The following is a 24,756-nucleotide window of genomic DNA, read 5'->3' as shown; positions in this document are numbered from 1 at the left end:
TCGCAACCGCAAGGGAAACCGTCGTACAGGCGGGGTTGCGTTGTACAACCGGTCCCGCTGTTGCATAGCTTTGGCCGAGCTCGTGCCCCGATCTGTGGGCAGTTCAGCCGACCGGAAGGGGAGCGCCCACCCGTGTTCCAGTACGTCGTGGAGCGATGGAACCAGATCTGGTTCGCATCGTGGCAGCACTTCTCACTGGTCGTCCAGTGCGTCGTCCTCGCCACGGTCATCGCCGTGGTGCTCGCCACACTCGTCTACCGCAGCCCGCGCCTGACCGCGTTCGCGAACGGGGTGTCGGCCATCGGCCTCACCCTGCCGTCCTTCGCCGTCATCGGCCTGCTCATCGTCCCGCTCGGCTTCGGCGTCCTGCCGTCGGTCGTGACGGTCGTCTTCTTCGCCGCGCTGCCGATCCTGCGCAACGCGGTCGTCGGTCTCGCCGAGATCCCGCCTGCAGTCGTCGAGTCGGCGCGCGGCATCGGCATGAGCCGGTTCCGCACCCTGCTGCAGGTCGAACTGCCGATGGCCTGGCCGATCATCCTGAGCGGCGTGCGCGTGGCCGCGCAGATGGTGATGGGCATCGCCGCCATCGCCGCGTACGCGCTCGGTCCCGGGCTCGGAGGCTTCATCTTCTCCGGGCTGTCCCGCCTCGGCGGCGCCAACGCCCTGTTCTCCGTCGTGGTCGGGGTGGTCGGCGTCGTCCTGCTCGCCCTGGTCCTCGACCTGCTCCTCATCGGCCTCGGCCGCCTGACCATCTCGAGAGGTATCCGTGTCCAGCACTGACTCCGCCACCACCACCGCGCCCGACGGGGACGTCACCGGGCGCAGCATCCTGCTCGACGAGGTCACCAAGCGGTACCCCGGGCAGTCGAAGCCCGCCGTCGACGGCATCACGCTCGAGATCCCGGCCGGCAAGATCGTCATGCTCGTCGGCCCGTCCGGCTGCGGCAAGACGACGACCCTCAAGATGATCAACCGCCTGATCGAGCCCACGCAGGGCCGGATCGTCGTCGGCGACGACGACGTCACGGGCATCGACGGTGACGAGCTCCGCCGCCGCATGGGCTACGTGATCCAGGCCGGCGGTCTCTTCCCGCACATGACGGTCGCGGCGAACATCGCGATCGTGCCGAAGATGCTCGGCTGGTCGAAGGAGAAGATCGCGGCGCGCGTCGACGAGCTGCTCGACCTGGTCTCGCTCGACCCCGACACCTACCGCGACCGGTTCCCCCGCGAACTCTCCGGTGGCCAGCAGCAGCGCGTCGGCGTGGCCCGTGCGCTCGCGGCGGACCCGCCCGTCCTGCTCATGGACGAGCCGTTCGGTGCGGTCGACCCGATCACCCGCCAGCGCCTGCAGGACGAGCTCCTGCGGATCCAGGAGGAACTGCACAAGACGATCGTCATCGTCACGCACGACTTCGACGAGGCCGTGAAGCTCGGCGACTGGATCGTCATCTTCACCGAGGGCGCGCACATCGTGCAGTACGACACCCCGGAGCGGATCCTGGCCGAGCCGGCGAACGAGTTCGTCGAGAACTTCATCGGTTCCGGTGCGGGCCTGAAGCAACTCACGCTGAACCGCGTGCGCGACGTCGAGGTCGAGTCGGCCGTGACGTGCTCGCCCGGCGAAGAGGTCAAGGCCGTGCTGCAGCGGATGAACGAGGCCGGCGGGCACCAGCACGCCGTCGTCGTCGACCACCGCCAGCGCCCGATCGGGTGGCCGTCGCGCCGCCAGCTCGAGCGTCTCGACCGCATCCCCGACGGCGTCGAGCCCGGCCTGCCCGTCGTGGGCGAGGCAGCGACCCTCAACGACGCGCTCGACACCATGCTCGTCTCGAGCGCCGGAGCCGCACTCGTCACCGGTCGTCGTGACGCGTTCCGCGGCGTGATCACCGTCGAGACCGTGATGGAGGCGATCACCCGCTCCCGCGCGACCGCCGCCGGAGACCAGGCCTACACGCCGGTCGGCACCAACACGAACCCGATCGAGACCATGCCGTCGTCACCGGTGTCGGCGATGCCCACCGGAGAAGACCTGTGAGCGCAGTCGCCGTCGCCGGCCCCGCCACCGGTGCACGCACCTCGTGGAAGGGCCTGCTGTTCCAGCCGATCGCGATCCTGGTCGTCCTGGCCGGCTTCGCGGTGTGGCTCGCGACGGCGGACCTGACCCCGACGGAGCGCACGACGCTCAACCCGGCGGACATCCTGGCCCTGACCGGCCAGCACCTCGTGCTGACCCTGCAGTCGACGGTCCTGGTGCTCGTGATCGGCATCCCGCTGGGCGTCGTGCTCACCCGCGGGCCGCTGCGCCGGGCGAGCCCGTACGTGCTCGCCGTCGCGAACTTCGGGCAGGCGGCCCCGGCCGTCGGCCTCATCGTGCTGCTCGCCGCCTGGCTCGGCCTGAACAGCTCGTCCGCCGTCATCGCGCTCGTGCTCTACGCGATCCTGCCGGTGCTCCGGAACACCATGATCGGCGTGCAGAGCGTCGACGACCGCCTGGTCGAGGCCGGTCGCGGCATGGGCATGAGCGCCTTCAGCGTGCTGATGCGCGTCGAACTGCCGCTCGCGGTGCCCGTGATGCTCTCGGGTATCCGGACCGCCCTCGTGCTGCTCGTCGGCACGGCGAGCCTGGCCACCTTCGTCGGTGCGGGCGGACTCGGTCTGCTCATCACCACGGGCGTGACGCTGTTCCTGCCGAAGGTGCTCGTCGCCGGGGCCCTCCTCGTCGCCCTGCTCGCCCTCTCCATCGACTGGCTCGGCCGCGTGGTCGAGACGGTCGCACGACCGAAGGGACTCCGATGACCCGCCGCACACGCAGCACCCGCCGCACCCGCACCCGGGTCGGAGCCGCCGCGTTCGTCGCCGGTGCCACCGCCCTCGTCCTGACCGGGTGCGGCCTGCAGCCCGCGACGTCGTTCGTGCCCGAGGCCGGCGCCGGCTCCATCCAGCGCATCGACGACCTGCCGGCCGGCGCCCACATCACCGTGACGTCGAAGAACTTCACCGAGCAGCTCGTGCTCGGCAAGATCGCCGTGCTCGCCGCCAAGGCCGCCGGGTTCGACGTCACCGACGAGACGAACGTGCCCGGCAGTGTCGCGGTCCGTGAGCTGATGACCTCGCACGCGGCCGACTTCACGTACGAGTACACCGGTACCGCTTGGCTGACCTTCATGGGTCACACGAAGGGGATCCCGGACAAGACCGAGCAGTGGACGGCGGTGAAGAAGGAGGACGCCGGCAACGGACTGACGTGGCTCGAACCCGCGCCGATGAACAACACCTACGCGTTCGCCGTCCGCAACGAGGCCGTCAAGGAGCTCGGGGACGTCAAGACGCTCTCCGACATCACCAAGCTGCCGGTCGACCAGCGCACGTTCTGTGTCGAGTCGGAGTTCAACTCCCGTGCCGACGGCTTCAAGCCGATGCTCAAGAAGTACGGCTTGGAGCTCGGCGGTTCGGGGTCGAACGGGGTGCCGAGCAGCAACGTGAGCATCCTCGACACCGGCACGGTCTACACGGCCACCGACCGGGGCAAGTGCAACTTCGGTGAGGTCTTCACCACCGACGGCCGCATCAAGTCGCTCGGGCTCACGGTGCTCGATGACGACAAGGGCTTCTTCCCGGCGTACAACGTCGCGCCCGTCATCGACTCGAAGACGCTCAAGGAGTACCCGCAGCTCGAGGGGATCTACGACCAGATCTCGCCGAAGCTCACGGACGCCGTGCTGCAGGAGCTCAACCGTCAGGTCGACGTCGAGGGGCGTGAGCCGGCCGACGTCGCCTTCGACTGGATGGTGAAGGAGGGCTTCATCACGAAGCCCTGACCGTTCTCGACGCATCCACGTCAGGGACAGGAGGCACGGTGCCAGCTGGCACCGTGCCTCCCCTGCGTTCGTGGTCGCGTCTCAGGCCGCGGCGATGCGCGCCGCCGTGTCGCGGATCGACGCGACCACCGCCGCCCGCACCTGCTCCGGGTCGGAACCCTCGTACCGAGCGGCACTGCGGAGGCCCGTCATGCACATGCCGAGGAGCATCTCGGCCGCCTGCGGGGTCGCGGCCTCCGGGCCCCAGGCCGGGTCGCGTTCGAGGATCGTGCGCACGGCGCCGGTCATCGCCTCGGCAACGGTGGTCATCCGCGCGACCTGCCGACGCATCAGCTGCGGGAACCGCACGATGACGGCCTTGCGCTCGAGCCGCTCGTGCTCGTCGCCGAACGACGACCCGAACACCAGGAACGCCAGGTCCACGACGGCCTGCTCCGCCGGCTCCCCTGCGACGGCCGCCAGGTGCGCCTCGAGGGTGGCGGGTTCGAGGTCGAGCTCGGTGTGCCCGAGGACCGCGTCCTCCTTGCTCTCGAAGTAGTTGAAGAACGTCCGCGGGGAGACGTCGGCCCGCGCGGCGATCTGCTCGATCGTGGTGCCGTCGACGCCCTGCTCGAGGGCCAGGGACCGAGCCGCCTCGGCGATGCGGTTGCGGGTCTCGATGCGCTTGCGGTCACGGAGACCGAGTTCTGACGGCGTCGCGGAGTCGGGCATGGGCCCGACTGTAACCGGAACGTCACATGATCTACAGCAAACGCAAACTTGCAGTCGTGCACCGGCCACTACGGTGAACCCATGACCACTCCCGTGCTCGAGGCCCGTGACCTCGCCAGGACCTACGGCCGCGGCGCGACGCGGTTCGACGCGCTCAAGGGGGTGTCGCTGGCGGTGCACCAGGGTGAGAGCCTGGCGATCGTCGGCAAGTCCGGCTCCGGCAAGTCGACGCTGATGCACCTGCTCGCACTGCTCGACAAGCCGTCGGCCGGACAGGTGCTGCTCGACGGCACCGACGCGGCGACGCTCGGTGCGCGGCAGGTCAACCGCACCCGGAACAGCACCTTCGGGTTCGTGTTCCAGCAGTTCTTCCTGACGCCGAAGACCTCGGTGCTCGACAACGTCGTGCTCCCGCTCAAGATCGCCGGTGTCTCCGGAGCCGAGCGGAAGCGCCGGGGCATGGCAGCCCTCGATGCGCTCGGGTTGGCCGACAAGGCGAAGAACGACGCCAACGACCTGTCCGGCGGCCAGAAGCAGCGCGTGGTCATCGCCCGGGCGCTGGTCGGTGAGCCGAGCGTGATCTTCGCCGACGAGCCGACCGGCAACCTCGACACGAACACGGGGCAGGTGGTCGAGGACATGCTGTTCGGGCTGCAGCGCGAGCGGGGGATCACGCTCGTCGCGGTCACGCACGACGAAGAGCTCGCCGCGCGCTGCGACCGCAGCGTGAACGTCCGCGACGGCCTGATCGTCGGCGGCTCGGACGACGCGGTCGACGCGTCTGCCACGCACGGAAGGCACTCCGCATGAACTTCCTCGACCTCCTGCGCACCGCGGTCTCGAACACCTTCCGCTCGAAGCTGCGCACGACCCTGACCGTCATCGCGATCTTCATCGGCGCCTTCACGATCACCCTGACCTCGGCCATCGGCACGGGCGTCAGCAACTACATCGACAGCCAGGTCTCCTCGATCGGAGACGACGGCACCCTGGTCGTCACGAAGGCCGTGGACTCCACCTCGACCGACAGCGGCCCGGCGAAGTACGACCCCGAGGCCTCGGGCCAGAGCGTCGACCGCGGCCCGGCGTCGTTCTCGTACCTGTCGCAGTCCGACGTCGACGCGATCAAGAAGACGGACGGCATCAAGGGCCTCCGCCCCGCGGTCGCCCTCGCACCGAAGTACGCCGAGTACGGGGACAAGGGCAAGTACGTCGTCTCGCTCACGGCCAACGCCGGCGAGCTCGACGCCGACCTGGCGAGCGGCAAGCAGCTCGACGACGAGACCGACGCCAACCAGGTGATGCTGCCGACGGACTACCTGAAGAACATGGGCCTCGGCAGCGCGTCGGCCGCCGTCGGCAAGGAGCTCACGATCGCCGTCGACGACTACCAGGGCAAGCCGCACACGCTCACCGCCACAGTCGTCGGGGTGCAGAACGAGTCGCTGTTCGGCAGCGGTGCCGGGGCGAACGCCGCACTGACCGACGCCATGCAGGCGGCGCAGGAGATCGGCAAGCCCGACTCGATCGCCACGTCCTACGCCAGCGCCACCGCGACGCTCGACTCCGACGCCTCCGTCACCACGGTCAAGAAGTCCCTGGCCGACGACGGGTTCCTCGGTCAGACCATCCAGGACCAGCTCGGCCAGTTCCAGACCGTCATCAGCGGCATCGTCGGGGTCCTGAACGCCTTCGCCGTGATCGCGCTCGTCGCCGCCGGCTTCGGCATCATCAACACCCTGCTCATGAGCGTGCAGGAGCGCACCCGCGAGATCGGCCTCATGAAGGCGATGGGCATGGGTGGCGGCAAGGTCTACACGCTGTTCTCGCTCGAGGCGGTGTTCATCGGGTTCCTCGGCAGCGCCATCGGCGCCGGGGTCGCGATCCTGCTCGGCACCGGGATCTCGAACGTCCTGGCCGGCACGCTCCTCAAGGACCTGCCGGGGCTGCAGATCATGCAGTTCGCGCCGGGCTCCGTCGCCACGATCATCCTCGTCGTGATGTTCATCGCGTTCCTGGCGGGCACCCTGCCGGCACGACGAGCGGCACGGCAGAACCCGATCGAGGCGCTCCGGTACGAGTGACAGGCAGGGGTGCCTAGTGTCTGGACGGTGACGACGTTCGGACGCGATCTCGGTGACGGCTACACGCTGACGCTGCGCGACCTGACGACGGTCGACCCGGTGCTCGCACTCGTGCACGCCAACACCGATCGTCTGCGGGCCGCCGAGCCCTGGGCCTGGGACCCCCAGACCCGCGAGGCCATCGCCCTGCACACCGAGCGGCTGCTCGGTCAGTTCGCGATGGACCGCGCGCTGCCCTGCGTCATCCGGGCGGACGACCGCATCGTCGGGGTGGCCTCGCTGACGTTCGATCCGTACCTGGGCCAGGCATCGCTCGGCTACTGGGTGGACGCCGGACAGGAGGGCCGTGGTGTCGTCCGGCGGGCCGCCACCGTGCTGATCGGGGTCGCCCGGGCGCGCGGGTCCGCACGGATGGAGATCCGGACGGCGGTCGACAACGCGCGGAGCCGGGGACTCGCCGAGCGGCTTGGCTTCGCGCACGAGGGCACCCTGCGCGGCGCGCTGCCCCTCGGGCCCGAGCGTGTCGACGTCGCGGTGTACGGCCTGCTGCTCTGACGCCCGTCGCCGTCGTGCAGGCCGCCGGCCGCGGCCGACGGCCGACGGCCGCTGGCCGCTGGCCGCGCTCCCGGTGTGCCGCAGCGCCGCACAACCAAAGCCCATCCGAACCGCGCCGACCGCCGGTTCGACGGCACTTCGGTTGTGCGCGGCGCGTCGGCACCGGGTGCCCGCGCGACCGTCGTGCAGGCCGACCGACACCGGTCGCCGGTATCGTCGGAGCATGGCCTTGTTCGGACGACGCAACCCCGACGTGCGCGATCGACCCATCAGCCAGGTCGAACTGAAGCGGGCGGTCGACGAGGGCTTCCTCATCGCGAAGGCCGCCGTCACCATCGCGGTGGCCAACCGCATCATCACGAACGCCCTGCGTGACCAGGGGTACTTCGACCACGCGCTCATCGCCGAGGCCACGCGCGAGGAACTCCACCGCATGGCCGAGGAACAGCGGGGCGACGCCGCACGCATGCGGGAGATCCGCTCCACCTCGAGCAAGCAGAAGGGCCGTTCCCGCCACCAGCACGACTACCGGCGGGGCGACGACCTGAAGCTCCGGATGCGCGAGGCCACCTACGAGCAGCTCGCCACCATGCTCGACAAGCGGCGCGACGACCAGCACTTCGTCGACGGCATCGTGCTCGCCGCGCGGGCCCGCGCCTGGGACGACATCGGCACCACCGTCGTCGGGCGCCTCGGCTGGGCCCAGCGCCCCGCGGACGACTACGAGATCGGCCGCGACGACCGGCTGCAGCAGATGCTCGACGAGGACTTCGCCGAGTTGCTCGCCGAGCACCCCGTCGGATCGACCCCGGTCGACGCCGACGAGCCCGACGACGCCGACGGCGACCAGGACGAGTCGGACCCCGCTGATCCCGACACCTCGCGCACCTGACCGGTACTTGATATACCGACTCGTCTTCGATACGCTCCTCGAGTAACGCCCCAGGACCATTCGGCTCGCCGGACTCCTGGGGCGATTGCTGTCTCAGAGGGGTGTGACGAAGGGCGCGATAATCGATCCAGCCACGCTGCAGGCGCTCCCGAGGCTGCTCAGCGCAGCGCGCTTCGACCGGTACGCGGCTCGCTACGCCGGCCGTACCGACCTCGCCGCGCGGCTCTACGCCTGGAACTCAGAGATCGCGTCGGCGTTCTGGGGTCCCGTCGGTTGCCTCGAAGTGTTCGTCCGGAACGCGCTCCACGACGAACTTCGCCGGGGGCGTCGTGACGACTGGTGGAACGACGCCGCAGTCCACCTGCTGGAACGCGAACGCCGAGCGGTCGACGACGCCACTCGAACCCTGCGTCGACGGGGCTTCGCCGATCCCGAACCGGATCAGGTGGTCGCCGCGACGAGCTTCGGTTTCTGGGTCGGCCTCACCGATGCGGGCATCCCCCGAGACCCGATCTGGAGCTACGAGACGACGCTCTGGCAGCCGCGGCTCGTGCACGCGTTCCCCGGCCTGGGAGCGGTCCGACGCAAGCAGCTGCACCGGCGACTCGATGCGGTGCGCAGGTTCCGGAACCGGCTCGCCCACCACGAACCGATCCACAACGCGCCGTTGGCGGCCATCCGCGACGACATCGTCGCGATCGCCGGAGCGATCGATCCCGACGCAGCGGCCTTCATCACCGGTGCGCACCGTATCGACGACGTGCTGGCTCGGAAGCGGATGGCGGTGTCGACAGGCGCTTCGGTGATCTGACCGACACCACACGCAGTCACGAGTCCCTAGGCTCGGTGCATGGTTGATGCGGTGGTCGTCGGAGCGGGACCGAACGGGCTCGCGGCAGCGGTGACGCTCGCACGCGCCGGACTGTCGGTCGAGGTCGTCGAACGGAACGACACGATCGGCGGCGGCGCCCGCACGGCCGAGCTCACCCTGCCCGGCTTCCTGCACGACGTCTGCTCCGCCGTGCACCCGATGGCCCTGCAGTCGGAGTTCTTCCGGCTCTTCCGGATGGAGGAGCGCATCGAACTCCGCCTGCCCGAGGTGCAGTACGGCCACCCGCTCGACGGAGGCCGCGCCGGCATCGCCTACCAGGACCTCGACCGCACCGCCGCCGAGCTCGGGGTGGACGGTCCGGCCTTCAAGCAGCTGATGGCCCCGCTGGCGGAGAACGCCGACCAGGTCGCCGACTTCGCGACCGACGCGCTGCTGCACGTGCCGCGCCACCCCCTGACCGTCCTGCGCTTCGGCCTGCGGGCGCTCGAGCAGGGCACCGCCGCGTGGAACCTGCGCTTCCGCGGCGACGCTGCTCCGGCGATGGTGTCCGGCGTCGCCGCGCACTCGATCCAGCACCTGCCGTCCCTGTCCACCGCGGCGGCGGCACTGTCGCTCGGCTCGTACGCGCACGCCCGCGGCTGGCCGGTGCCGATCGGCGGCAGCCAGGCGATCGTCGACGCGCTCGCCGCCGACCTCGTCGCGCACGGCGGCCGCATCGTCACCGGGCAGGAGGTCCGGTCGCTCGGTGACCTCACCCCGGCGAAGGCGGTGCTGTTCGACACGAGCGTGCCGGGCATGCTCCGGATCGCGGGCAAGCAGATCCCGACGCCGAAGCGCGGGGCGCTGCGTCGCTTCCGGTTCGGCAACGCGGCGGCGAAGGTCGACTTCGCGCTGTCCGACCCGGTGCCGTGGACCAACGAGTCGCTGCGGAAGGCCGGGACCGTCCACATCGGCGGGACCCGCCAGGAGATCGCGGCGGCAGAACGGGCGGTGGCGCACGGGCAGCACGCCGAGCGCCCGTACGTGCTCGGGGCGGAGCCGACCGTGGTGGACCCGACCCGGGCACCGGCCGGCAAGCACGTCTTTTGGGCCTACGCGCACGTCCCCGCGGGGTCGGACGTCGACCCGACCGAGGCCGTCACCCGCCAGATCGAGCGGTTCGCGCCGGGGTTCCGCGACACGATCCTGTCGTCGAGCTCCCGCACGGCCGTGCAGATGGGCGAGTACAACCCGAACTACGTCGGTGGCGACATCGCCGCCGGTGCCGCGAGCTTCTGGCAGCTCGTCAAGCGCCCCGTCCTGTCCAGCGACCCGTGGCGGATGGGCGGCGGCATGTACCTGTGCTCCGAGTCCTCCGCGCCCGGCCCCGGCGTGCACGGGATGGCCGGGTGGCACGCGGCGAAGAGCGCACTCCGGCACACTTTCGGCCTGCCGGAGGACGTCGACCTCACCCCGGAAGGCTGATCACCATGGCGAAGAACGTCCGCATCCTGCACTGCCGTCCCGAAGCCGTCTTCGACGTGCTCGGCGACGGGTGGCTCTACACGACCTGGGTGGTCGGGGCCTCGCGCATGCGCAAGGAGGAGTCCGGCTGGCCGCAGGTCGGTACCCACCTGCACCACTCGTTCGGCGCGTGGCCGATCGTCATCAACGACGTCACGACGTCGCTGGTGTGGGAGCCGCCGCACCGCATGGTCATCCAGCCGAAGGGCTGGCCCATCGGCGAGGCCCGCGTCGAACTGACGGTCGAACCGCACCGGCACGGCTGCAAGGTCACGATCACCGAGAACGCGGTGGCCGGGCCGGGTTCGTACGTGCCCGACTTCCTCATGCAGCCGCTCATCTGGATCCGCAACCGCGAGACGCTCCGTCGCCTCGAGTGGGTGGCCGTCGGGCGCGCGGCCAACGCCTGAGACGTCCCACGAGACGGACGGGAGGCCCGTGGCGGTGCCGCCACGTGCCTCCCGTCCGCCCTGTGGGTGCGTCGACTACTCGGCGCGCGAGAACTCGCTGGCCCGCGCCACCTGGTCGTCGGTCAGGGCGACGCCCGTGTACCGCTCGAACTGGCGGGCTGCCTGCAGGGCGATGACCTCGGCGCCGGTGATGACGTGCTTGCCGGCGTCGCGGCCCGCCCGCACGAGCGGGGTCTCCGACGGGAACGCGACCACGTCGAAGACGGTGTGCGCCGCCTCGATCCGTTCCGGCGCGAAGGCGAGTGCGTCCTGCTGGTCGCCGCGCATGCCGAGCGGGGTGACGTTGACGACCAGGTCGGTCTCCCCCGCTTCCCGCTCGTCGGCGACCCACTCGTAGCCGTACTGCGATGCGAGGGCCGGGCCGGTCTGCTCGTTGCGGGCGACGACCGTCAACCGGTCGAAGCCGGCACCGCGGAACGCCGCCGTGACGGCCTTGGCCATGCCGCCCGAGCCGCGGAGCAGCACGCGCGAAGCCGGGTCGACCTCGTGGGACCCGAGCAGGGCGGCGATCGCCTCGTAGTCGGTGTTCGACGCGGTGAGCACGCCGTCGTCGTTCACGACCGTGTTGACCGACTGGATCGCGGCGGCGGAGTCCTCGATGTGGTCGACCAGCGGGATGATCGCCTCCTTGAAGGGCATCGACACGGAGCAACCGCGGATCCCGAGCGCACGGATGCCGGCGACGGCGCCGGGCAGGTCGGTCGTGGTGAACGCCTTGTACAGGAAGTTGAGGCCGAGCTCGTCGTACAGGTAGTTGTGGAACCGGGTGCCGATGTTGCTCGGTCGCGCGGCCAGCGACATGCAGACCTGCATGTCCTTGTTCAGGATGGGCATGCCCCCAGTCTCGCACCCTCTCCCTTTCGCGTCCTCGCAGGGATGGAGCGGTCCACGCAGACCGGGTGCCGCGCGCCGGGGTAGCGTCGGTGCCGATGACTGAGATCCCGGAGACCATGCGCGCTGTCCGCTTCGACGAGTGGGGTGACCGATCGGTCCTGCACGTCGCCGAGGTGCCCGTTCCCGAGGTGACGCCCGGGCGGGTGCTCGTCCGTGTCCGCGCCGCGGGCATCAACCCCGGTGAGTCCGCCATCCGCCAGGGCGCGTTCGGCGGCGACCTGCCGTCCGGGCAGGGCACCGACTTCGCCGGCATCGTGGTGGCCGTCGGGGCTGAGGTCGACGGCGTCGACGAGGGCGAAGAGGTCATCGGCTGGTCGTGGGACCGCGCGAGCCAGGCCGAGTACGTCTCCGTGCCGGCCGTCCAGGTCGTCCAGAAGCCACGCCTGCTCGACTGGACCGTGGCGGGTGGCCTCGACGTCATCGCGACCACCGCGGCCGCGGCCGTCCGCGCGGTCGATCCGCGTCCGGGCGAGACCGTCGTGGTGTCCGGCGCCGCGGGCGGGGTCGGCGGCTTCGTCACCCAGCTGCTCGCGAACGAGGGCATCGACGTCATCGCCGTCGCGTCCGAGGCGAACCACGAGTGGCTCCGTTCCAAGCGTGCACGGCCGGTCGCGTACGGCGACGGGCTGCAGGAGCGCATCACCGAACTCGCGACGAACGGCGTCGACGCCGTGATCGACACCCACGGCGCCGAGTACGTCCGGCTCGGCATCGCCCTCGGGGTGCCGGTCGACCGCATCGAGACGATCATCGCGTTCGACGAGGCCGCCGAGGTCGGGGCGAAGGCCTCGGGCAGCGCGGACACCGCCGACCCGGAGATCCTCGGGGCGCTCGCCCTCGAGGTCGCGAACGGTGCGATCGAGGTGCCCGTCGCCGCGACCTACCCGCTCGACCGCGTGCAGGACGCCTTCGAGGAGCTCGAGCAGGGCCACACCCGCGGCAAGATCGTCCTCATCCCCTGATCCCAGGGTCGCTCAGGGCCGGTCCGGGGGTTTCCCCCACCACGCTCGGGGTGCGTCCCGGATGCGCTCGACCGGCGGCGTTGCGTAGCGTCGTCGGTATGAGCACACTCTCCCGTCCCCGCAACGGTCGTCTGCTGGCCGGCGTCTGCGCCGGTCTCGCCGACCGCTTCAACCTGTCCCGCACCCTGGTCCGGGTGGTCTGGGTCATCCTGAGCTTCTTCCCCGGGCCGCTGTGGATCGCGTACGTCGTGCTGTGGTTCGTCATGCCGCCCGAGGGTGGTCGGCGGCGCTGAGCGGTCGGGGTCGCGGCGCTGAGCACCGGTCCGTCCGGACGGGTTAGTGTGGCGGCGTGCCGGTCTCCGTCTTCGATCTGTTCAGCGTCGGTGTCGGCCCCTCGAGCTCGCACACCGTCGGCCCGATGCGGGCCGGTGCCGAGTTCGCCACCCTCGTCCGTGGCCTGCCCGTCACGTCCGTGGTGGTCGACCTGTACGGGTCCCTCGCGTCGACCGGGCAGGGTCACGGCACCCTCGGTGCCGTCGTCGCCGGGCTCATGGGGTCACACCCGGAGACCGTCGACCCCGATGCCATGGTCCTCGCGCTCGAGGCCCTGGAACGCAACGGTGTCCTGCGGCTCGACGGCGGTGCGAGCGTGCCGTTCCGCCTCGCCGACATCGTCCTGCACCCCCTGACGATGCTCCCCCGGCACCCGAACGCCATGCGGCTGCGTGCCCGTGACGCCGACGGGACCGATCTGGCCGACGAGACCTACTACTCGATCGGTGGCGGCTTCATCGCGCGGGACGAGGCAGCCGAGCCCGCGGCGGACGCCTCGGCTGCCGTCGCCGGTGCGGCGATCCCGGTCGACGACGCCGTGCCCCACCCGTTCTCGAGCGGCGCCGAGCTGCTCGCCGCGTGTGCCGGTTCAGGCCTGCCGATCAGCGGCGTCGCCCTGGCGAACGAGGCCGTCACCCGGACGGACGCCGAGATCCGGTCCGGACTGCTGGGCATCCACGGCGTGATGGAGTCGTGCGTCGACCGTTCCGTCCGCAGAGGTGGGTGCCTGCCCGGCGGGCTCGACGTCCGCCGTCGCGCCGCCACCTGGCACGAGCAGCTCACCCGCGAGGACCCCGACCACGACCCGCTCTTCGCGATGGAGTGGGTGAACCTCGTCGCCATGGCGGTCAACGAGGAGAACGCCACCGGGGGCCGCGTCGTCACCGCCCCGACGAACGGCGCAGCCGGCATCATCCCCGCGGTCCTGTACTACGCGCTCACCTACGTGCCCACGGTCGCCGAGGCCCCCGCCGCCGAACGGGACGACGCCGTCGTGCGGTTCCTGCTCACCGCCGGGGCGATCGGGTCGATCTACAAGGAACGGGCGTCGATCTCCGGCGCCGAGGTCGGCTGCCAGGGCGAGGTCGGCTCCGCGGCGTCGATGGCGGCTGCGGGGCTCGCCGAGGTCCTCGGGGGCACGCCGGAGCAGGTCGAGAACGCCGCCGAGATCGCGATGGAGCACAACCTCGGGCTGACCTGCGACCCGATCGGCGGTCTGGTGCAGATCCCGTGCATCGAGCGGAACGCGATCGCGGCGAACAAGGCGATCAACGCCGCCCGGATGGCCCTGCGCGGCGACGGGGTGCACCACGTGTCGCTCGACCAGGTCGTCGAGACGATGCGGCAGACCGGGGCGGACATGTCGTCGAAGTACAAGGAGACCGCGATGGGCGGGCTCGCGGTGAACGTCCCGCTCTGCTGAGCGTCCGCTCGCGCGTCAGGCGTGCAGGAGCGTCAGCAGTCGCGCCGTCTCGGTGGCGATGGCGTCCCGGCCCGCTGAGACGTACTTGCGCGGGTCGACGACGTCCGGCCGCTCGTCGAGCACGGTGCGGAGCGCACGGGTGAAGAGGCCGTTCAGGTGCGTTGAGATGTTGATCTTCGTCATCCCCGCGTGCACGGCGCCGCGGAGTTCGTCGTCGGACAGGCCCGAGGACCCGTGCAGCACGAGCGGCACCGGCACCGCGGCACGGAGGCGCTCGACCAAGTCGCGGTCCACCGAGGCCTCGCGGGTCTGCATCGCGTGCGAGGTCCCCACCGCGACCGCCAGGGCATCGACCCCGGTGTCGGCGACGAACGCGGCGGCGTCGGTCGGATCGGTGCGGACGCCGGGCGCGTGCACGCCGTCCTTGCCGCCGACCTCGCCGAGCTCGGCCTCGATCGCGACACCCGCGGCGTGACACCGGGCGGCGAGCTCGCGGGTCGCTGCCACGTTGGCGGCGAAGTCCAGGTGCGAACCGTCGTACATGACCGAGTCGACGCCCAGGTCGACGCCGGCCGCCACCAGCTCGGGGTCCTCGATGTGGTCGAGGTGCACGAGGACCTCGACGTCGGCGGCACGTGCGACCGCCTGCGTCGCGGTCGTGATCGGTGCGAGGCCGCCGTGGTAGCGGACGCAGTTCTCGCTGATCTGCAGGATCACCGGCAGACCGGCCAGCTCGGCGCCGGAGACGATCGCCTCGGCGTGCTCGAGCAGCACCACGTTGAACGCACCGACCCCGCGGCGTGCCGTGCGGGCGGTGTCGAGCAGGCCGGTGAGGGCGAGGTCGGTGATCATGCGGGGGTCCTCGTTCGGTCGTGGGCGGGATCGGGCGGTGTGGACAGGAAGCGGTGGACGTCTGCCGCGTCGACCGCGCCGGCCACCGGCTGGAGGACGGCCGCGGCCCCGTGTGCGGCGGCGGACCGCAGGGCTCGGAGCAGGGTGGCGTCGTCGAGGGCCCGGACGCTGCCGTCGGACGAGGGGAGACCGGCACCGACGAGCACCTCGACGAGGACACCGACGAGCCCGGCGGTGGCGGCGTCACCGGCGCCGGTCGGGTTGCCCGAGACCCCGGGGACCGCCGGCACCTCGAGCACGTGCTCGGTGGTGTGGGCGGCGATGCCGTCGGATCCGCGGGACACCACGACGACCGTCGCTCCGAGTCCGAGGAGCCGGAGTGCCCCGGAGCGCTCGTCGTCGGTGCCCGTGGCCTCGAGCAGTTCCTCGCGGTTGGGCTTGCAGACCGTCGCCCCGGCCGAGGCGGCCGCCAGCAGCGCGGTGCCCGAGCAGTCGACCACCGAGAGCACACCGCGGTGGCGAGCGGCGGTGACCCAGCGGGCGACGACCGCGGGATCGGAGTCGCGGGGCAGCGAGCCCGACACGACCAGGGCGGCTGCGGGCGGGGTACCGGCGGCACCGCCGGCGCCGCCAGTACGGCCGACATCACTGTCGAGCAGTGTCTCGACCGCGGCGGTGACCGTGTCCCACTCGTCGGGGCTGAGCACGGGTCCGGGCTCGCCGAACATCGTCGGGTGAGCGAGGTCGTCCACCACCGTCACGGTCGTGCGGGTCTCACCACGGACGGCGACGTCGGTGTGGACGAGCCCGAGGTCGTCGAGGGCGTGGGTGATCCAGCGCCCGCCGTCGCCGCCGAGGGGCAGCACGGCGTGGGTCGGCACGCCGGTGGCGGCGAGGACCCGCCCGACGTTCAGGCCCTTGCCGCCGGGGCGCCGCTGGACCTCGAGCACGCGCTGGGTCTCGCCGATGCGCTGTTCGGCGACCCGGTAGGTCACGTCGACGGCCGGGTTCGGGGTGACGACGAGGATCATGCGACCACCGCCGTCGGCAGGGCTCGGACGCTGCCGCGCTCCGGGTCGAGCACGACCAGGTCGGCGGGGCCGCCCACGCTGAGCGGTGCCGGAGCCCCGAGCAGGCGTGCGGCACGCCCCGCGGACGCCGCGACGACCTCGGGCAGGGCGGTCCCGGCGTCGAGCAGGCGGCGGACGGCGTCGGCGACCGTGATCGTGCTGCCCGCCAGCGACGAACCGTCGGCGAGCACGGCGAGCCCGTCGCGGACGGTCACCGCCGATCCGGCCACCGAGTACGTGCCGTCGGGGCAGCCGGTCGCAGCCATGGCGTCGGAGACCAGGACCATCCGGCCCGGAGCACTGCGCTGCACGAGAGTGACCGTCACGGGATCGAGGTGGTGGCCGTCGACGATGCACTCGAGCAGCACACGGTCGTCGGAGAGCGCGACCCCGACCGGCCCGGGCGCACGGTGGTGCAGCGGGGGCATCCCGTTGAACAGGTGGGTGACGAGCGAGGCTCCGGCGTCGACCGCGCGGCGGGTCTGCTCGGCGGTGGCGTCGGTGTGGCCGATGGCGACGACGACCCCGGCTTCGACGAAACGGGCGACGGCCTCGAGTGCACCCGGGAGCTCCGGCGCGAGCGTGACGATCCGCAGGGCACCACCCGCGGCGTCGCAGTAGGCGTCGACCTCGGCGGGGTCCGGGGCGTGCAGCAGGTCCACGCGGTGCGCCCCGCGACGGGCGGGCGCGAGCCACGGCCCCTCCAGGTGCAGCCCGGCGAGCGTGCCGTCCGCGACGAGCGGCCGGAGCCGGGTCAGGGCCGCCACGGTGTCCGCGCGCTCGCCCGTGGCGATGGACCCGACCAGGGTGGTCGTGCCCCGTGACCGGTGGTGCCCGGCGGCGACACGGGCGTCCTCGGCGGAGCACCCGGCGAAGTCGTGCCCGAGCGCCCCGTGGGCGTGCAGGTCGACGAACCCGGGCACGACCACACCGTCGACGGTGACGGCGGTGTCCGTGCGCATCGGGGACCCGGTGCCGGTCGCCAGAACGGTGTCGTCGTCACCGATGACGAGCCAGCCGTCGTGCAGGTCTGCCTGGGCCGTGACGATGCGATGGGCCCGGACGAGGGTGGTCACAGCAGGACCCCGGTCTCGGCCTCGAGCAGCGTGCGTGCGAGGAGCCCCGCTCCGATGGCGCCGGCTGCGTCACCGTGCCGGGCGGGCACGATGACGGGGACACGGACGCCCTGCAGACGCTCCGAGACGGCGTCGCGCAGCGGGTCGAGCAGCAGCGGGCCCGACTCGGCGAGTCCCCCGCCGACGATGATGGTGTGGACCCCGGCGACCGCGGTGGTCCAGGCGAGTGCGTCGGCCAGGACCGCGACGCAGTCGTCCCAGACCGCACGGGCAGCGGGGTCGCCCTGGCGGACCAGGAGCATGGCGGCGTGAGCGGACGGCACACCGGAACGACGTGCGACTCCCCCGGCGGACGCGATCTCCTCGACGCGGTGGCCCACGTGCGGGCCGGCCTGGATCCGGACCTGTCCGATCTCCCCCGCCCAGCCACCGCCGGACACGACGGCGCCGTCGACCACCAGGGCGCTCGCGAGCCCGGTGCCGACCGGCACGAACGAGACCGACCCCCGCGAGAGCGCCGGGTCGCCGGCCCGGACCTCGGCCAGGGCGCCGGCGCGGACGTCGTGGCCGAAGGCGATCGGTACGTCGATCCCCTGCCGTAGGAGCTCGGCGCGGACGAGGTCACGCACCGGGACGTCGCGCCACCCGAGGTTGACGGACAGGTCCACGGTGCCGCGGGTCTCGTCGACGACGCCGGGGGTCACCACCCCGATGGCTCCGAGCTGCGCCCGTCGCGTGGCCTGTGCGGCCAGTCCGGCGACGACGGCGGCGAGGCGCTCGGCGCCCGGGTCGTCGCGCGGCGTCGGTACCCGGGTCTCGTCGAGGACGAGTCCGTCGGCGGTCGTCAGCCGGGTCTTGATGCCCGTGCCGCCGACGTCGACCCCGAGCACCGCGCCTGCGCCGCCCATCAGGTGAGGATGACCGACCGGGTGAGCGACCGGGGGTTGTCCGGGTCGAGCCCGCGTCCCTCGGCCAGGGCGACGGCGAACCGGTGCACGACGACGAGTCCGGCGATCGGGTCGAGGTCGTGCTGGACGAAGCGGGCGCCGGTGGCGGCGACCTCGTCGGCCAGTCCGTCCGGCGCAGTACCGAGCGACCAGACGAGCCGTCCGGGCTGGGCGATCGCGATGGGACCGTGCCGGTAGTCCATCGCCGGGTAGGACTCGGCCCAGAACTGCGCTGCCTCACGCGTCTTGAGCGCGGCTTCGAACGTCAGGCCGACGGCGGACCCACGACCGACGAACGAGACCTGCTCGGCGTCGAGCAGGTCGTCGATGGGCACCGTCAGTGCGGTCTCGGCCTGGGCTGCGAGCGCGTCGACGTCGTCACCGATGGACGCCCGCAGCAGTGCGAGCGTCGTGGTGGCGAAGCGGGTCTGGACGACCGAGCGCTCGTCGGCGAACGGCAGGGCGACCACCTGGTCGGCGACGGCCGCGGCGGGGCTGTCGGCGACGGCCGTGATCAGGACGGTCCGCTGCGACGGCAGGGCCTGCAGCAGGTCGACGATCTCGGTCGTCGTGCCCGAGCGGCTGATCATGAGCACACGGTCGTACTCGCGGGACGCGGGGTACTCGGACCCGGCGAAGGCATCGGTCACGCCGAGGCCCGCCTGCTCACGGGCGACGGCGTAGCTCATGGCGATGAACCAGCTCGTGCCGCAGCCGATCACGGCCACGCGTTCGCCCGGCTGGGGGAGCGCATCGGCGAAGGTCGGCAGGAGCGCGGCGGCTGCACGCCAGGTCTCCGGCTGCGAGGCCAGTTCAGCGCTCACGAAGGTGTCGGTCATGGGAGCCTTCCGGGTCCGGATCGATCCGGGTGATCGATGATCAGGAAGCGTAGCGAGCGATCGTGCGCAAGGGAAGGGCAAAACGTCATTTCCGATCACCGTGGGACGGTGGCTACGCCGTAGGATGACCGTCATGACCCCCCAACAGCGGCTGAACGCCCTGCTCGAACTGGTGAGTGAACGCGGCAACGTGTCGATCGCCGAGATCGGGGAGCTGCTCGGGATCTCCGCCGCGACGGCTCGCCGTGACCTCGCAACCCTCGCCGACCAGCGGCTCGTCACGCGCACGCACGGGGGAGCGGCAGCACTCGGGGCCGGGTACGAGCTCCCGCTGCAGTACAAGATCGCCCGGCAGGCCGAGGCGAAGACGGCGATCGCCCGCGCGGCCGCCCGGTTGGTGCAGCCGGGGGAGACCGTCGGGCTCAACGGCGGGACGACCACGACCGAGGTCGCGCGTGAACTCGGCAAGAGCGAGCGGTTCATCCGCGCCGACGGCGAGTTCGGCATCACGATCGTGACGAACGCCCTGAACGTCGGGTACGAGCTGTCCGTCCGCGCCAACGTGAAGATCGTGGTCACCGGTGGTGTGGCGCGGCGGCAGTCCTACGAGCTCGTCGGGCCGCTCGTCCGGGACACCCTCGACGAGTTCGCCCTCGACCTCGTGGTGCTCGGTGTCGACGGGCTCACCGGCCAGTACGGCGCGACGACCATGCACGAGGGCGAGGCCGAGGTCAGCCGCCACTTCGCCTCGGTCGGGCGACGGGTCGTCGTGGTCGCCGACTCGACCAAGATCGAGCGGTCGACCTTCGCCCGGATCTGCCCGCTCGACCGCATCGACGTCCTGGTCACCGACCAGCCGGTGCCGGCCTCGTTCGCCGCCGACCTGGCCAGCGCAGGCGTGGAGCTCGTCGTCGCCGACTGAGCGCCCCCTGCGGCCGCCCCGGAACGGTCCGGACGTTTCGATCGTGTAAAACCCTCCCCGGCACGGATGCGTGAGCGATCTGTGAGCGCCTATTGTGCATTCATGATCGATTCGGCATCATTGGCGTCACATTCACGCAAGGGAGCGATGAGCATGGGCGCTGACAACGCAGGACTCCGCGTCGCGGTGATCGGGATGGGCCAGCGGTCCGCCATCGCGCGCCACGTGGCCGAGGCAACGGCCGACGACCCGTCGCTGCAGGCCAGGGTCGTGGCCGTCGCGGACGTCACCGCGGCCGGCCGGGATCGTGGGCACGACGGGTACCCGGACGCCCTGGTGGTCGAACACCACCGTGACCTCACCGGTCACGTCGACGCGGCCATCGTCACCACGCCGGACTGGACCCACGCCGAGATCGCGATCGACCTGCTCCGCGCGGGCATCGCCGTCTACCTCGAGAAGCCGCTGGCCATCACGGTCGAGGACGCCGACGCCGTCCTGAACACCGCGGCGGAGACCGGCACGCCGCTGTACGTCGGGCACAACTTCCGGCACGCCGCCGTGGTCCGCCTGATGCGCGAGATCGTGGCCCGCGGCGAGATCGGCCAGGTCAAGGCCGTCTGGTGCCGGCACTTCGTCGGCAACGGCGGTGACTACTACTTCAAGGACTGGCACGCCGACCGCAGCAAGGTGAACTCCCTGCTGCTGCAGAAGGCGAGCCACGACCTCGACGTCATCCACGCGCTCGGCGGGGGTGACACCGCCCGGGTCGTCGGCATGGGGTCGCTGTCGGTCTACGGCGACGTCACCGACCGGCGCGACCGCAGCGGCGAGCTCATGGGGGACTGGTTCTCCCACGACAACTGGCCGCCGCTCGCCCAGACCGGGCTGAACCCCGTCGTCGACGTCGAGGACGTCTCGATGGTGATGATGACGCTCGACAACGGGGTGCAGGCCAGCTACGAGCAGTGCCACTTCACCCCGGACTACTGGCGGAACTACACCGTCATCGGCACCGAAGGACGCCTCGAGAACATCGGCGACACCGGTGGTGGCGTCGTGAAGGTCTGGACGCACCGCCGGGGTTGGGACACCGCGGGGGACCGCGAGTACCCGATCGACGGCGTCGAGGACGGTCACGCCGATGCCGACCTGCTCACCATGACCGAGTTCCTGCGGTCCGTCGCGTTCGGCGAACCGTCGGAGCTCTCCCCGATCGCGGCCCGTGCCGCGGTCGCCGCCGGCGCGCTGGCCACGCGCTCGCTCCGCAACGGGTCCGTCCCCATCGACGTCCCCCCACTGCCGGCCGACACCATCGCGCACTTCACCCGCTCCACCCCCTCCACCCCGCATCCCGCCCAGACCGTCGGTTCCTGACGGCCGTGCGAAAGGACACCCCGATGACCGCACACATCCCCACCCGAGGAACCGGCGTGCGCCGCGTCCTCCTCGGCGCCGTCGCCGCACTCGGCGCGGCCGCACTCCTGGCCGGCTGCTCCGCGTCGTCCGGAGCGTCCGGCTCCGGCGGCGACTACGAAGCCGCGCCGAAGGACACCAAGGCGTCCCTGACCTACGCCGTCTGGGACGAGAACCAGGTCAAGGCCATCAAGGCCAACCTGAAGGGCTTCAACGAGGAGTACCCGGACATCAAGGTGAGCGTCGACGTCACGCCGTACGCCAACTACTGGACGAAGCTGCAGACCCAGGGCTCGAGCAACACCCTGCCCGACCTGTTCTGGATGAACGGCCCGAACTTCCAGCTGTACGCAGCCAACGGCAAGCTCGCGCCGATCACCGGCGAGGTCGAGTCGGGTGACATCGACGCGTCGAAGTACTCGAGCGCCCTCAACGACCTCTACACGTACGACGACACCCAGTACGGCGTGCCGAAGGACTTCGACACCATCGGCGTCTGGGTGAACAAGTCGCTGTTCGAGCAGGCCGGCATGGACCTGCCCTCCAAGGACTGGACCTGGGACGACTTCCAGCGGACCGGCGCCGAGCTGTCCGAGAAGCTGCAGGCGAAGGGCGCCTACGGCGCAGCCGGCGGCATGGACGGCCAGACGACGTACTACAACACGATCCTGCAGGCCGGGGGATCGGTCGTGAACGCGGACGGCACCGAGTCCGAGTACGCCACGAAGGCCTCCGAGGACGGCCTGCAGTTCTGGACCGACCTGATCGACTCGGGGGCATCGCCCTCGATCAAGCAGCTCACCGACACCACGGCCGACCAGTGGTTCACCTCGGGCAAGCTCGCGATGTACCAGGGCGGCAGCTGGTTCCGCTCCGCGCTGACCGGCACCGAGCTCGAGAAGGACGTCGTCGCCTACCCGCTGCCCAAGGGCAAGGAGCAGGCGACCGTCATCCACGGTGTCTCGAACGTCGTGTCCGAGGCGAGCAAGGACAAGGCAGCCGCCCAGGCGCTGCAGGTCTACCTCGCGGGCAAGACGGCCCAGCAGCAGCAGGGCGACATGGGCGCGGTCATCCCGGCGTACGAGGGCACGCAGAGTGCCTTCACGAAGACGATGCCCGATGCCGACCTGCAGGTGTTCCTCGACGCGGTGGACTACGCGAAGCCGCTGCCGGTGTCGAAGAACACGGCCGCCTGGAACACCCTCGAGACCACCCTGCTGCCGAGCGCCTTCGACGGGTCGAAGCCCGTCGACCAGGTGGCAGAGGACCTCGCACAGAAGATGGACGCCGCCCTCGCCAAGGAAAAGTAGGACCCGCGCGTGACGATCAACACCGAGCGGCCCCCGGCCGCAGCCACCCCCGCCCGGACGACACGTTCGTCCGGGCGGGGCGCCCCCGCGCCGCGCGCCGACGGCGGCCGAGCGCCACGACGGACCGACGGCTGGTGGCCGTGGCTCTTCGTGCTCCCGTTGCTCGTCGGCGTCGGCACCTTCTACATCTGGCCGATCATCCAGACGTTCTGGTACTCGTTCACCAGCTGGGGCGTCTTCGGGGGCGCCACGTTCACCGGCGTCGCCAACTACGTCCGACTCGTCGGTGACCCGCAGCTCTACCAGTCGCTGCTCAACACGGTGATCTACACCGTGATCGTCCTCGCCGGGATCCCGATCGCGGTGTGGCTCGCCAGTCTGCTGAACACCCCGGGGCTGCGGTTCGCCCAGTTCTACCGCGTGCTCTTCTTCCTGCCGTACGTCGCCATGCCCGCGGCGATCGCCCTGGTCTGGCGCATCATGTACAACGGCGACTACGGCATCGTGAACTGGTTCCTCGGGAACTTCGGCATCGACGGCCCGTACTGGATCTCGACCCCCGGCTTCGCGCTGATCGCGGTGAGCCTGGTCGGCCTCTGGTCGTCCCTCGGGTTCTCGATGATCATCCTCGGCGCCGGGCTCAAGGACATCCCGCCGGAACTCTACGAGGCCGCGGAACTCGACGGCGCGAGCCGGTGGCGGCAGTTCCGCTCGGTCACCGTGCCGTTGCTCAGCCCGAGCATCTTCTTCGTGGTGATCGTCACGACGATCTCGAGCTTCCAGCTGTTCGACCTGCTGTACGCGATCCTCGGCAGCACCAACCCGGTGATCCCGAAGACGATGTCGCTCGTCTTCTACTTCTACAGTGCCGGATTCATCGACAACGACAAGGGCTTCGCGGCCGCGATCGCGATGGTGATCTTCCTGCTCATCGGCATCGTCACGCTCGTGCAGTTCCGCGTCCAACGGAAGTGGGTGCAGGGATGACCGCCACCGTCACACCGCCTCGGACCGCACGTCGGCCCGGCCGACGCGGCGGCAGCCACTGGTGGATCCACGTCGTGCTCGGCATCGGCGGGTTCGCGATGGCGTTCCCGTTCCTGTGGCAGATCATCATGTCGCTCTCCACGAACGCGCAGGTGCAGTCCGTCACGCCGGTCTTCTGGCCGGGGGAGCTGCAGTGGCAGAACTACGCGCAGGTCTTCGAACGCCTGCCGTTCCTCAGCCAGCTCGGCACGTCCGTGTACGTCACGATCATCCGCACGCTCGCGCAGATCGTCCTGTGCACGCTCGCCGGGTACGCCTTCGCCCGGATGCGGTTCCGCGGTCGGGCAGCCCTGCTCGCGATCGTGCTGTCGATCCTGCTCGTGCCCTCGCAGGTCTACCTGATCTCGCAGTACCAGATCGTGCAGGGGCTCGGCTGGCTCGACACCCTGATGGGGATCGTCGCACCCGGGCTGTTCAGCGCCTTCGGCACGTTCCTGATGCGGACCGCGTTCCTGAACATGCCGCCCGAGCTCGAGGAGGCAGCGCGGATGGACGGTGCGAACCCGTTCCAGACGTTCTGGCGGATCATGCTTCCCCTGGCCCGACCCTCGATCAGCGTGCTCGCGATCACGACCGTCTTGTGGTCGTGGAACGAGCTGCTCTGGCCGCTCGTGGTCTCCACCCGCGCCGAGGACATGCCGCTCGCCGCCGGCCTCGCGACGCTGTCGAGCGACCGCACGATCGACTACCCGGTGCTGATGGCCGCCAGCCTGATGGCGATGGCACCGGTGCTCATCATGTTCGTCGTGCTGCAGCGTCGGGTGATGGACGGGCTCGCGTCGTCCGGTCTGAAGTGA

At 70.9% G+C, this 24,756-nt stretch carries 26 protein-coding genes; 19 read left to right on the top strand and 7 right to left on the bottom strand.

What is annotated here, in order from left to right; all coding sequences use genetic code 11:
* Positions 1–132 precede the first annotated feature (132 nt).
* From ORG17_RS17070 to ORG17_RS17055, 4 genes are read left to right on the top strand one after another with little or no spacing between them, the layout of a single operon-like run.
* Complete coding sequence (locus tag ORG17_RS17070; RefSeq protein WP_071245638.1) at positions 133–780, top strand: ABC transporter permease; 648 nt, start codon at positions 133–135, stop codon at positions 778–780.
* The gene (locus tag ORG17_RS17065; protein WP_017887899.1) at positions 767–2,038 is read left to right on the top strand and encodes an ABC transporter ATP-binding protein; all 1,272 of its coding nucleotides are present in this window, start codon (positions 767–769) and stop codon (positions 2,036–2,038) included. The genes ORG17_RS17070 and ORG17_RS17065 overlap by 14 nt, the downstream gene beginning before the upstream one ends.
* Positions 2,035–2,799, top strand: coding sequence for an ABC transporter permease (locus ORG17_RS17060; protein ID WP_111056509.1), 765 nt, complete (start codon positions 2,035–2,037; stop codon positions 2,797–2,799). The genes ORG17_RS17065 and ORG17_RS17060 overlap by 4 nt, the downstream gene beginning before the upstream one ends.
* Positions 2,796–3,821, top strand: coding sequence for a glycine betaine ABC transporter substrate-binding protein (locus ORG17_RS17055; RefSeq protein WP_214526062.1), 1,026 nt, complete (start codon positions 2,796–2,798; stop codon positions 3,819–3,821). The genes ORG17_RS17060 and ORG17_RS17055 overlap by 4 nt, the downstream gene beginning before the upstream one ends.
* A gap of 81 nt (positions 3,822–3,902) precedes the next feature.
* Here the strand turns inward: ORG17_RS17055 and ORG17_RS17050 are convergent, their stop codons facing one another.
* Complete coding sequence (locus ORG17_RS17050; RefSeq protein ID WP_214526063.1) at positions 3,903–4,532, bottom strand: TetR/AcrR family transcriptional regulator; 630 nt, start codon at positions 4,530–4,532, stop codon at positions 3,903–3,905.
* An 81-nt stretch (positions 4,533–4,613) separates the two neighbouring features.
* On the opposite strand from ORG17_RS17050, the gene ORG17_RS17045 reads away from it, so the two are divergent.
* From ORG17_RS17045 to ORG17_RS17015, 7 genes are all read left to right on the top strand, one after another.
* The gene (locus tag ORG17_RS17045) at positions 4,614–5,342 is read left to right on the top strand and encodes an ABC transporter ATP-binding protein (protein ID WP_214526064.1); all 729 of its coding nucleotides are present in this window, start codon (positions 4,614–4,616) and stop codon (positions 5,340–5,342) included.
* Complete coding sequence (locus ORG17_RS17040) at positions 5,339–6,616, top strand: ABC transporter permease (protein WP_214526065.1); 1,278 nt, start codon at positions 5,339–5,341, stop codon at positions 6,614–6,616. Before ORG17_RS17045 ends, ORG17_RS17040 begins: the two co-directional genes overlap by 4 nt.
* Before the next feature lie 27 nt (positions 6,617–6,643).
* Positions 6,644–7,171, top strand: a complete 528-nt coding sequence (locus tag ORG17_RS17035) for a GNAT family N-acetyltransferase (RefSeq protein ID WP_071245631.1) — start codon at positions 6,644–6,646, stop codon at positions 7,169–7,171.
* Between the two features lie 223 nt (positions 7,172–7,394).
* Entirely contained in the window at positions 7,395–8,063 is a 669-nt protein-coding gene (locus ORG17_RS17030; protein ID WP_027466829.1) for a hypothetical protein, read from the top strand.
* Between the two features lie 103 nt (positions 8,064–8,166).
* Entirely contained in the window at positions 8,167–8,874 is a 708-nt protein-coding gene (locus ORG17_RS17025; RefSeq protein WP_301565269.1) for a hypothetical protein, read from the top strand.
* A 39-nt stretch (positions 8,875–8,913) separates the two neighbouring features.
* A complete protein-coding gene (locus tag ORG17_RS17020) occupies positions 8,914–10,359 on the top strand; it encodes a phytoene desaturase family protein (protein ID WP_138802121.1) in 1,446 nt (481 codons plus the stop codon).
* A gap of 5 nt (positions 10,360–10,364) precedes the next feature.
* Entirely contained in the window at positions 10,365–10,808 is a 444-nt protein-coding gene (locus tag ORG17_RS17015) for an SRPBCC family protein (protein WP_110859412.1), read from the top strand.
* A 75-nt stretch (positions 10,809–10,883) separates the two neighbouring features.
* On the opposite strand, the gene ORG17_RS17010 is transcribed toward ORG17_RS17015, so the two are convergent.
* The gene (locus ORG17_RS17010) at positions 10,884–11,702 is read right to left on the bottom strand and encodes a shikimate 5-dehydrogenase (RefSeq protein ID WP_214523014.1); all 819 of its coding nucleotides are present in this window, start codon (positions 11,700–11,702) and stop codon (positions 10,884–10,886) included.
* Between the two features lie 95 nt (positions 11,703–11,797).
* Between ORG17_RS17010 and ORG17_RS17005 the strand changes: the two genes are divergently transcribed.
* From ORG17_RS17005 to ORG17_RS16995, 3 genes are all read left to right on the top strand, one after another.
* Positions 11,798–12,724, top strand: coding sequence for an NADP-dependent oxidoreductase (locus ORG17_RS17005; protein ID WP_232749124.1), 927 nt, complete (start codon positions 11,798–11,800; stop codon positions 12,722–12,724).
* A 98-nt stretch (positions 12,725–12,822) separates the two neighbouring features.
* Entirely contained in the window at positions 12,823–13,017 is a 195-nt protein-coding gene (locus ORG17_RS17000) for a PspC domain-containing protein (RefSeq protein WP_027466823.1), read from the top strand.
* A gap of 56 nt (positions 13,018–13,073) precedes the next feature.
* On the top strand, positions 13,074–14,480 hold the full coding sequence (locus tag ORG17_RS16995) for an L-serine ammonia-lyase (RefSeq protein ID WP_214526066.1): 1,407 nt from the start codon (positions 13,074–13,076) through the stop codon (positions 14,478–14,480).
* Positions 14,481–14,495: 15 nt separating this feature from the next.
* Here the strand turns inward: ORG17_RS16995 and ORG17_RS16990 are convergent, their stop codons facing one another.
* The 5 genes from ORG17_RS16990 to ORG17_RS16970 are packed head-to-tail and all read right to left on the bottom strand — an operon-like array spanning position 14,496 to position 19,264.
* Positions 14,496–15,332 (bottom strand): class II fructose-bisphosphate aldolase, encoded by an 837-nt coding sequence (locus tag ORG17_RS16990; protein WP_111056516.1) that lies wholly within the window; start codon positions 15,330–15,332, stop codon positions 14,496–14,498.
* Positions 15,329–16,363 carry a 1-phosphofructokinase family hexose kinase gene (locus ORG17_RS16985; RefSeq protein ID WP_214526067.1) on the bottom strand — a complete coding sequence of 345 codons (1,035 nt, stop codon included), beginning with the start codon at positions 16,361–16,363 and terminating at the stop codon, positions 15,329–15,331. The genes ORG17_RS16990 and ORG17_RS16985 overlap by 4 nt, the downstream gene beginning before the upstream one ends.
* Positions 16,360–17,478: an N-acetylglucosamine-6-phosphate deacetylase gene (gene nagA, locus ORG17_RS16980; RefSeq protein ID WP_214526068.1), complete on the bottom strand. Its 1,119-nt coding sequence runs from the start codon at positions 17,476–17,478 to the stop codon at positions 16,360–16,362. The genes ORG17_RS16985 and nagA overlap by 4 nt, the downstream gene beginning before the upstream one ends.
* A complete protein-coding gene (locus tag ORG17_RS16975) occupies positions 17,475–18,386 on the bottom strand; it encodes an ROK family protein (RefSeq protein WP_214526069.1) in 912 nt (303 codons plus the stop codon). The genes nagA and ORG17_RS16975 overlap by 4 nt, the downstream gene beginning before the upstream one ends.
* On the bottom strand, positions 18,386–19,264 hold the full coding sequence (locus ORG17_RS16970) for an SIS domain-containing protein (RefSeq protein ID WP_214522015.1): 879 nt from the start codon (positions 19,262–19,264) through the stop codon (positions 18,386–18,388). Before ORG17_RS16970 ends, ORG17_RS16975 begins: the two co-directional genes overlap by 1 nt.
* Positions 19,265–19,397: 133 nt before the next feature.
* Between ORG17_RS16970 and ORG17_RS16965 the strand changes: the two genes are divergently transcribed.
* From ORG17_RS16965 to ORG17_RS16945, 5 genes are all read left to right on the top strand, one after another.
* A complete protein-coding gene (locus ORG17_RS16965) occupies positions 19,398–20,186 on the top strand; it encodes a DeoR/GlpR family DNA-binding transcription regulator (RefSeq protein ID WP_027466817.1) in 789 nt (262 codons plus the stop codon).
* A gap of 147 nt (positions 20,187–20,333) precedes the next feature.
* A complete protein-coding gene (locus ORG17_RS16960) occupies positions 20,334–21,563 on the top strand; it encodes a Gfo/Idh/MocA family protein (protein ID WP_214526070.1) in 1,230 nt (409 codons plus the stop codon).
* 23 nt (positions 21,564–21,586) lie between these two features.
* The gene (locus ORG17_RS16955) at positions 21,587–22,912 is read left to right on the top strand and encodes an ABC transporter substrate-binding protein (protein WP_214526071.1); all 1,326 of its coding nucleotides are present in this window, start codon (positions 21,587–21,589) and stop codon (positions 22,910–22,912) included.
* Between the two features lie 9 nt (positions 22,913–22,921).
* On the top strand, positions 22,922–23,899 hold the full coding sequence (locus tag ORG17_RS16950) for a carbohydrate ABC transporter permease (RefSeq protein ID WP_027466814.1): 978 nt from the start codon (positions 22,922–22,924) through the stop codon (positions 23,897–23,899).
* Complete coding sequence (locus ORG17_RS16945; RefSeq protein WP_071245605.1) at positions 23,896–24,756, top strand: carbohydrate ABC transporter permease; 861 nt, start codon at positions 23,896–23,898, stop codon at positions 24,754–24,756. Before ORG17_RS16950 ends, ORG17_RS16945 begins: the two co-directional genes overlap by 4 nt.

This window comes from Curtobacterium flaccumfaciens pv. betae (genome assembly GCF_026241855.1).
Classification (GTDB): domain Bacteria; phylum Actinomycetota; class Actinomycetes; order Actinomycetales; family Microbacteriaceae; genus Curtobacterium; species Curtobacterium flaccumfaciens.
The sequence above is the reverse complement of the archived record's forward strand: the minus strand, read 5'-3'. Positions and strand labels throughout refer to the sequence as shown.

Coding starts and splice junctions, on each gene's coding strand:
- ORG17_RS16985 (WP_214526067.1), bottom strand. CDS start 16,363: ATGATCCTCGTCGTCACCCCGAACCCGGCCGTCGACGTGACCTACCGG.
- ORG17_RS17050 (WP_214526063.1), bottom strand. CDS start 4,532: ATGCCCGACTCCGCGACGCCGTCAGAACTCGGTCTCCGTGACCGCAAG.
- ORG17_RS17020 (WP_138802121.1), top strand. CDS start 8,914: ATGGTTGATGCGGTGGTCGTCGGAGCGGGACCGAACGGGCTCGCGGCA.
- ORG17_RS17055 (WP_214526062.1), top strand. CDS start 2,796: ATGACCCGCCGCACACGCAGCACCCGCCGCACCCGCACCCGGGTCGGA.
- ORG17_RS17040 (WP_214526065.1), top strand. CDS start 5,339: ATGAACTTCCTCGACCTCCTGCGCACCGCGGTCTCGAACACCTTCCGC.
- ORG17_RS16990 (WP_111056516.1), bottom strand. CDS start 15,332: ATGATCACCGACCTCGCCCTCACCGGCCTGCTCGACACCGCCCGCACG.
- ORG17_RS17000 (WP_027466823.1), top strand. CDS start 12,823: ATGAGCACACTCTCCCGTCCCCGCAACGGTCGTCTGCTGGCCGGCGTC.
- ORG17_RS16960 (WP_214526070.1), top strand. CDS start 20,334: ATGAGCATGGGCGCTGACAACGCAGGACTCCGCGTCGCGGTGATCGGG.
- ORG17_RS17010 (WP_214523014.1), bottom strand. CDS start 11,702: ATGCCCATCCTGAACAAGGACATGCAGGTCTGCATGTCGCTGGCCGCG.
- ORG17_RS16965 (WP_027466817.1), top strand. CDS start 19,398: ATGACCCCCCAACAGCGGCTGAACGCCCTGCTCGAACTGGTGAGTGAA.
- ORG17_RS17015 (WP_110859412.1), top strand. CDS start 10,365: ATGGCGAAGAACGTCCGCATCCTGCACTGCCGTCCCGAAGCCGTCTTC.
- ORG17_RS17005 (WP_232749124.1), top strand. CDS start 11,798: ATGACTGAGATCCCGGAGACCATGCGCGCTGTCCGCTTCGACGAGTGG.
- ORG17_RS16955 (WP_214526071.1), top strand. CDS start 21,587: ATGACCGCACACATCCCCACCCGAGGAACCGGCGTGCGCCGCGTCCTC.
- ORG17_RS16945 (WP_071245605.1), top strand. CDS start 23,896: ATGACCGCCACCGTCACACCGCCTCGGACCGCACGTCGGCCCGGCCGA.
- ORG17_RS17045 (WP_214526064.1), top strand. CDS start 4,614: ATGACCACTCCCGTGCTCGAGGCCCGTGACCTCGCCAGGACCTACGGC.
- ORG17_RS17030 (WP_027466829.1), top strand. CDS start 7,395: ATGGCCTTGTTCGGACGACGCAACCCCGACGTGCGCGATCGACCCATC.
- ORG17_RS16975 (WP_214526069.1), bottom strand. CDS start 18,386: ATGGGCGGCGCAGGCGCGGTGCTCGGGGTCGACGTCGGCGGCACGGGC.
- ORG17_RS16970 (WP_214522015.1), bottom strand. CDS start 19,264: ATGACCGACACCTTCGTGAGCGCTGAACTGGCCTCGCAGCCGGAGACC.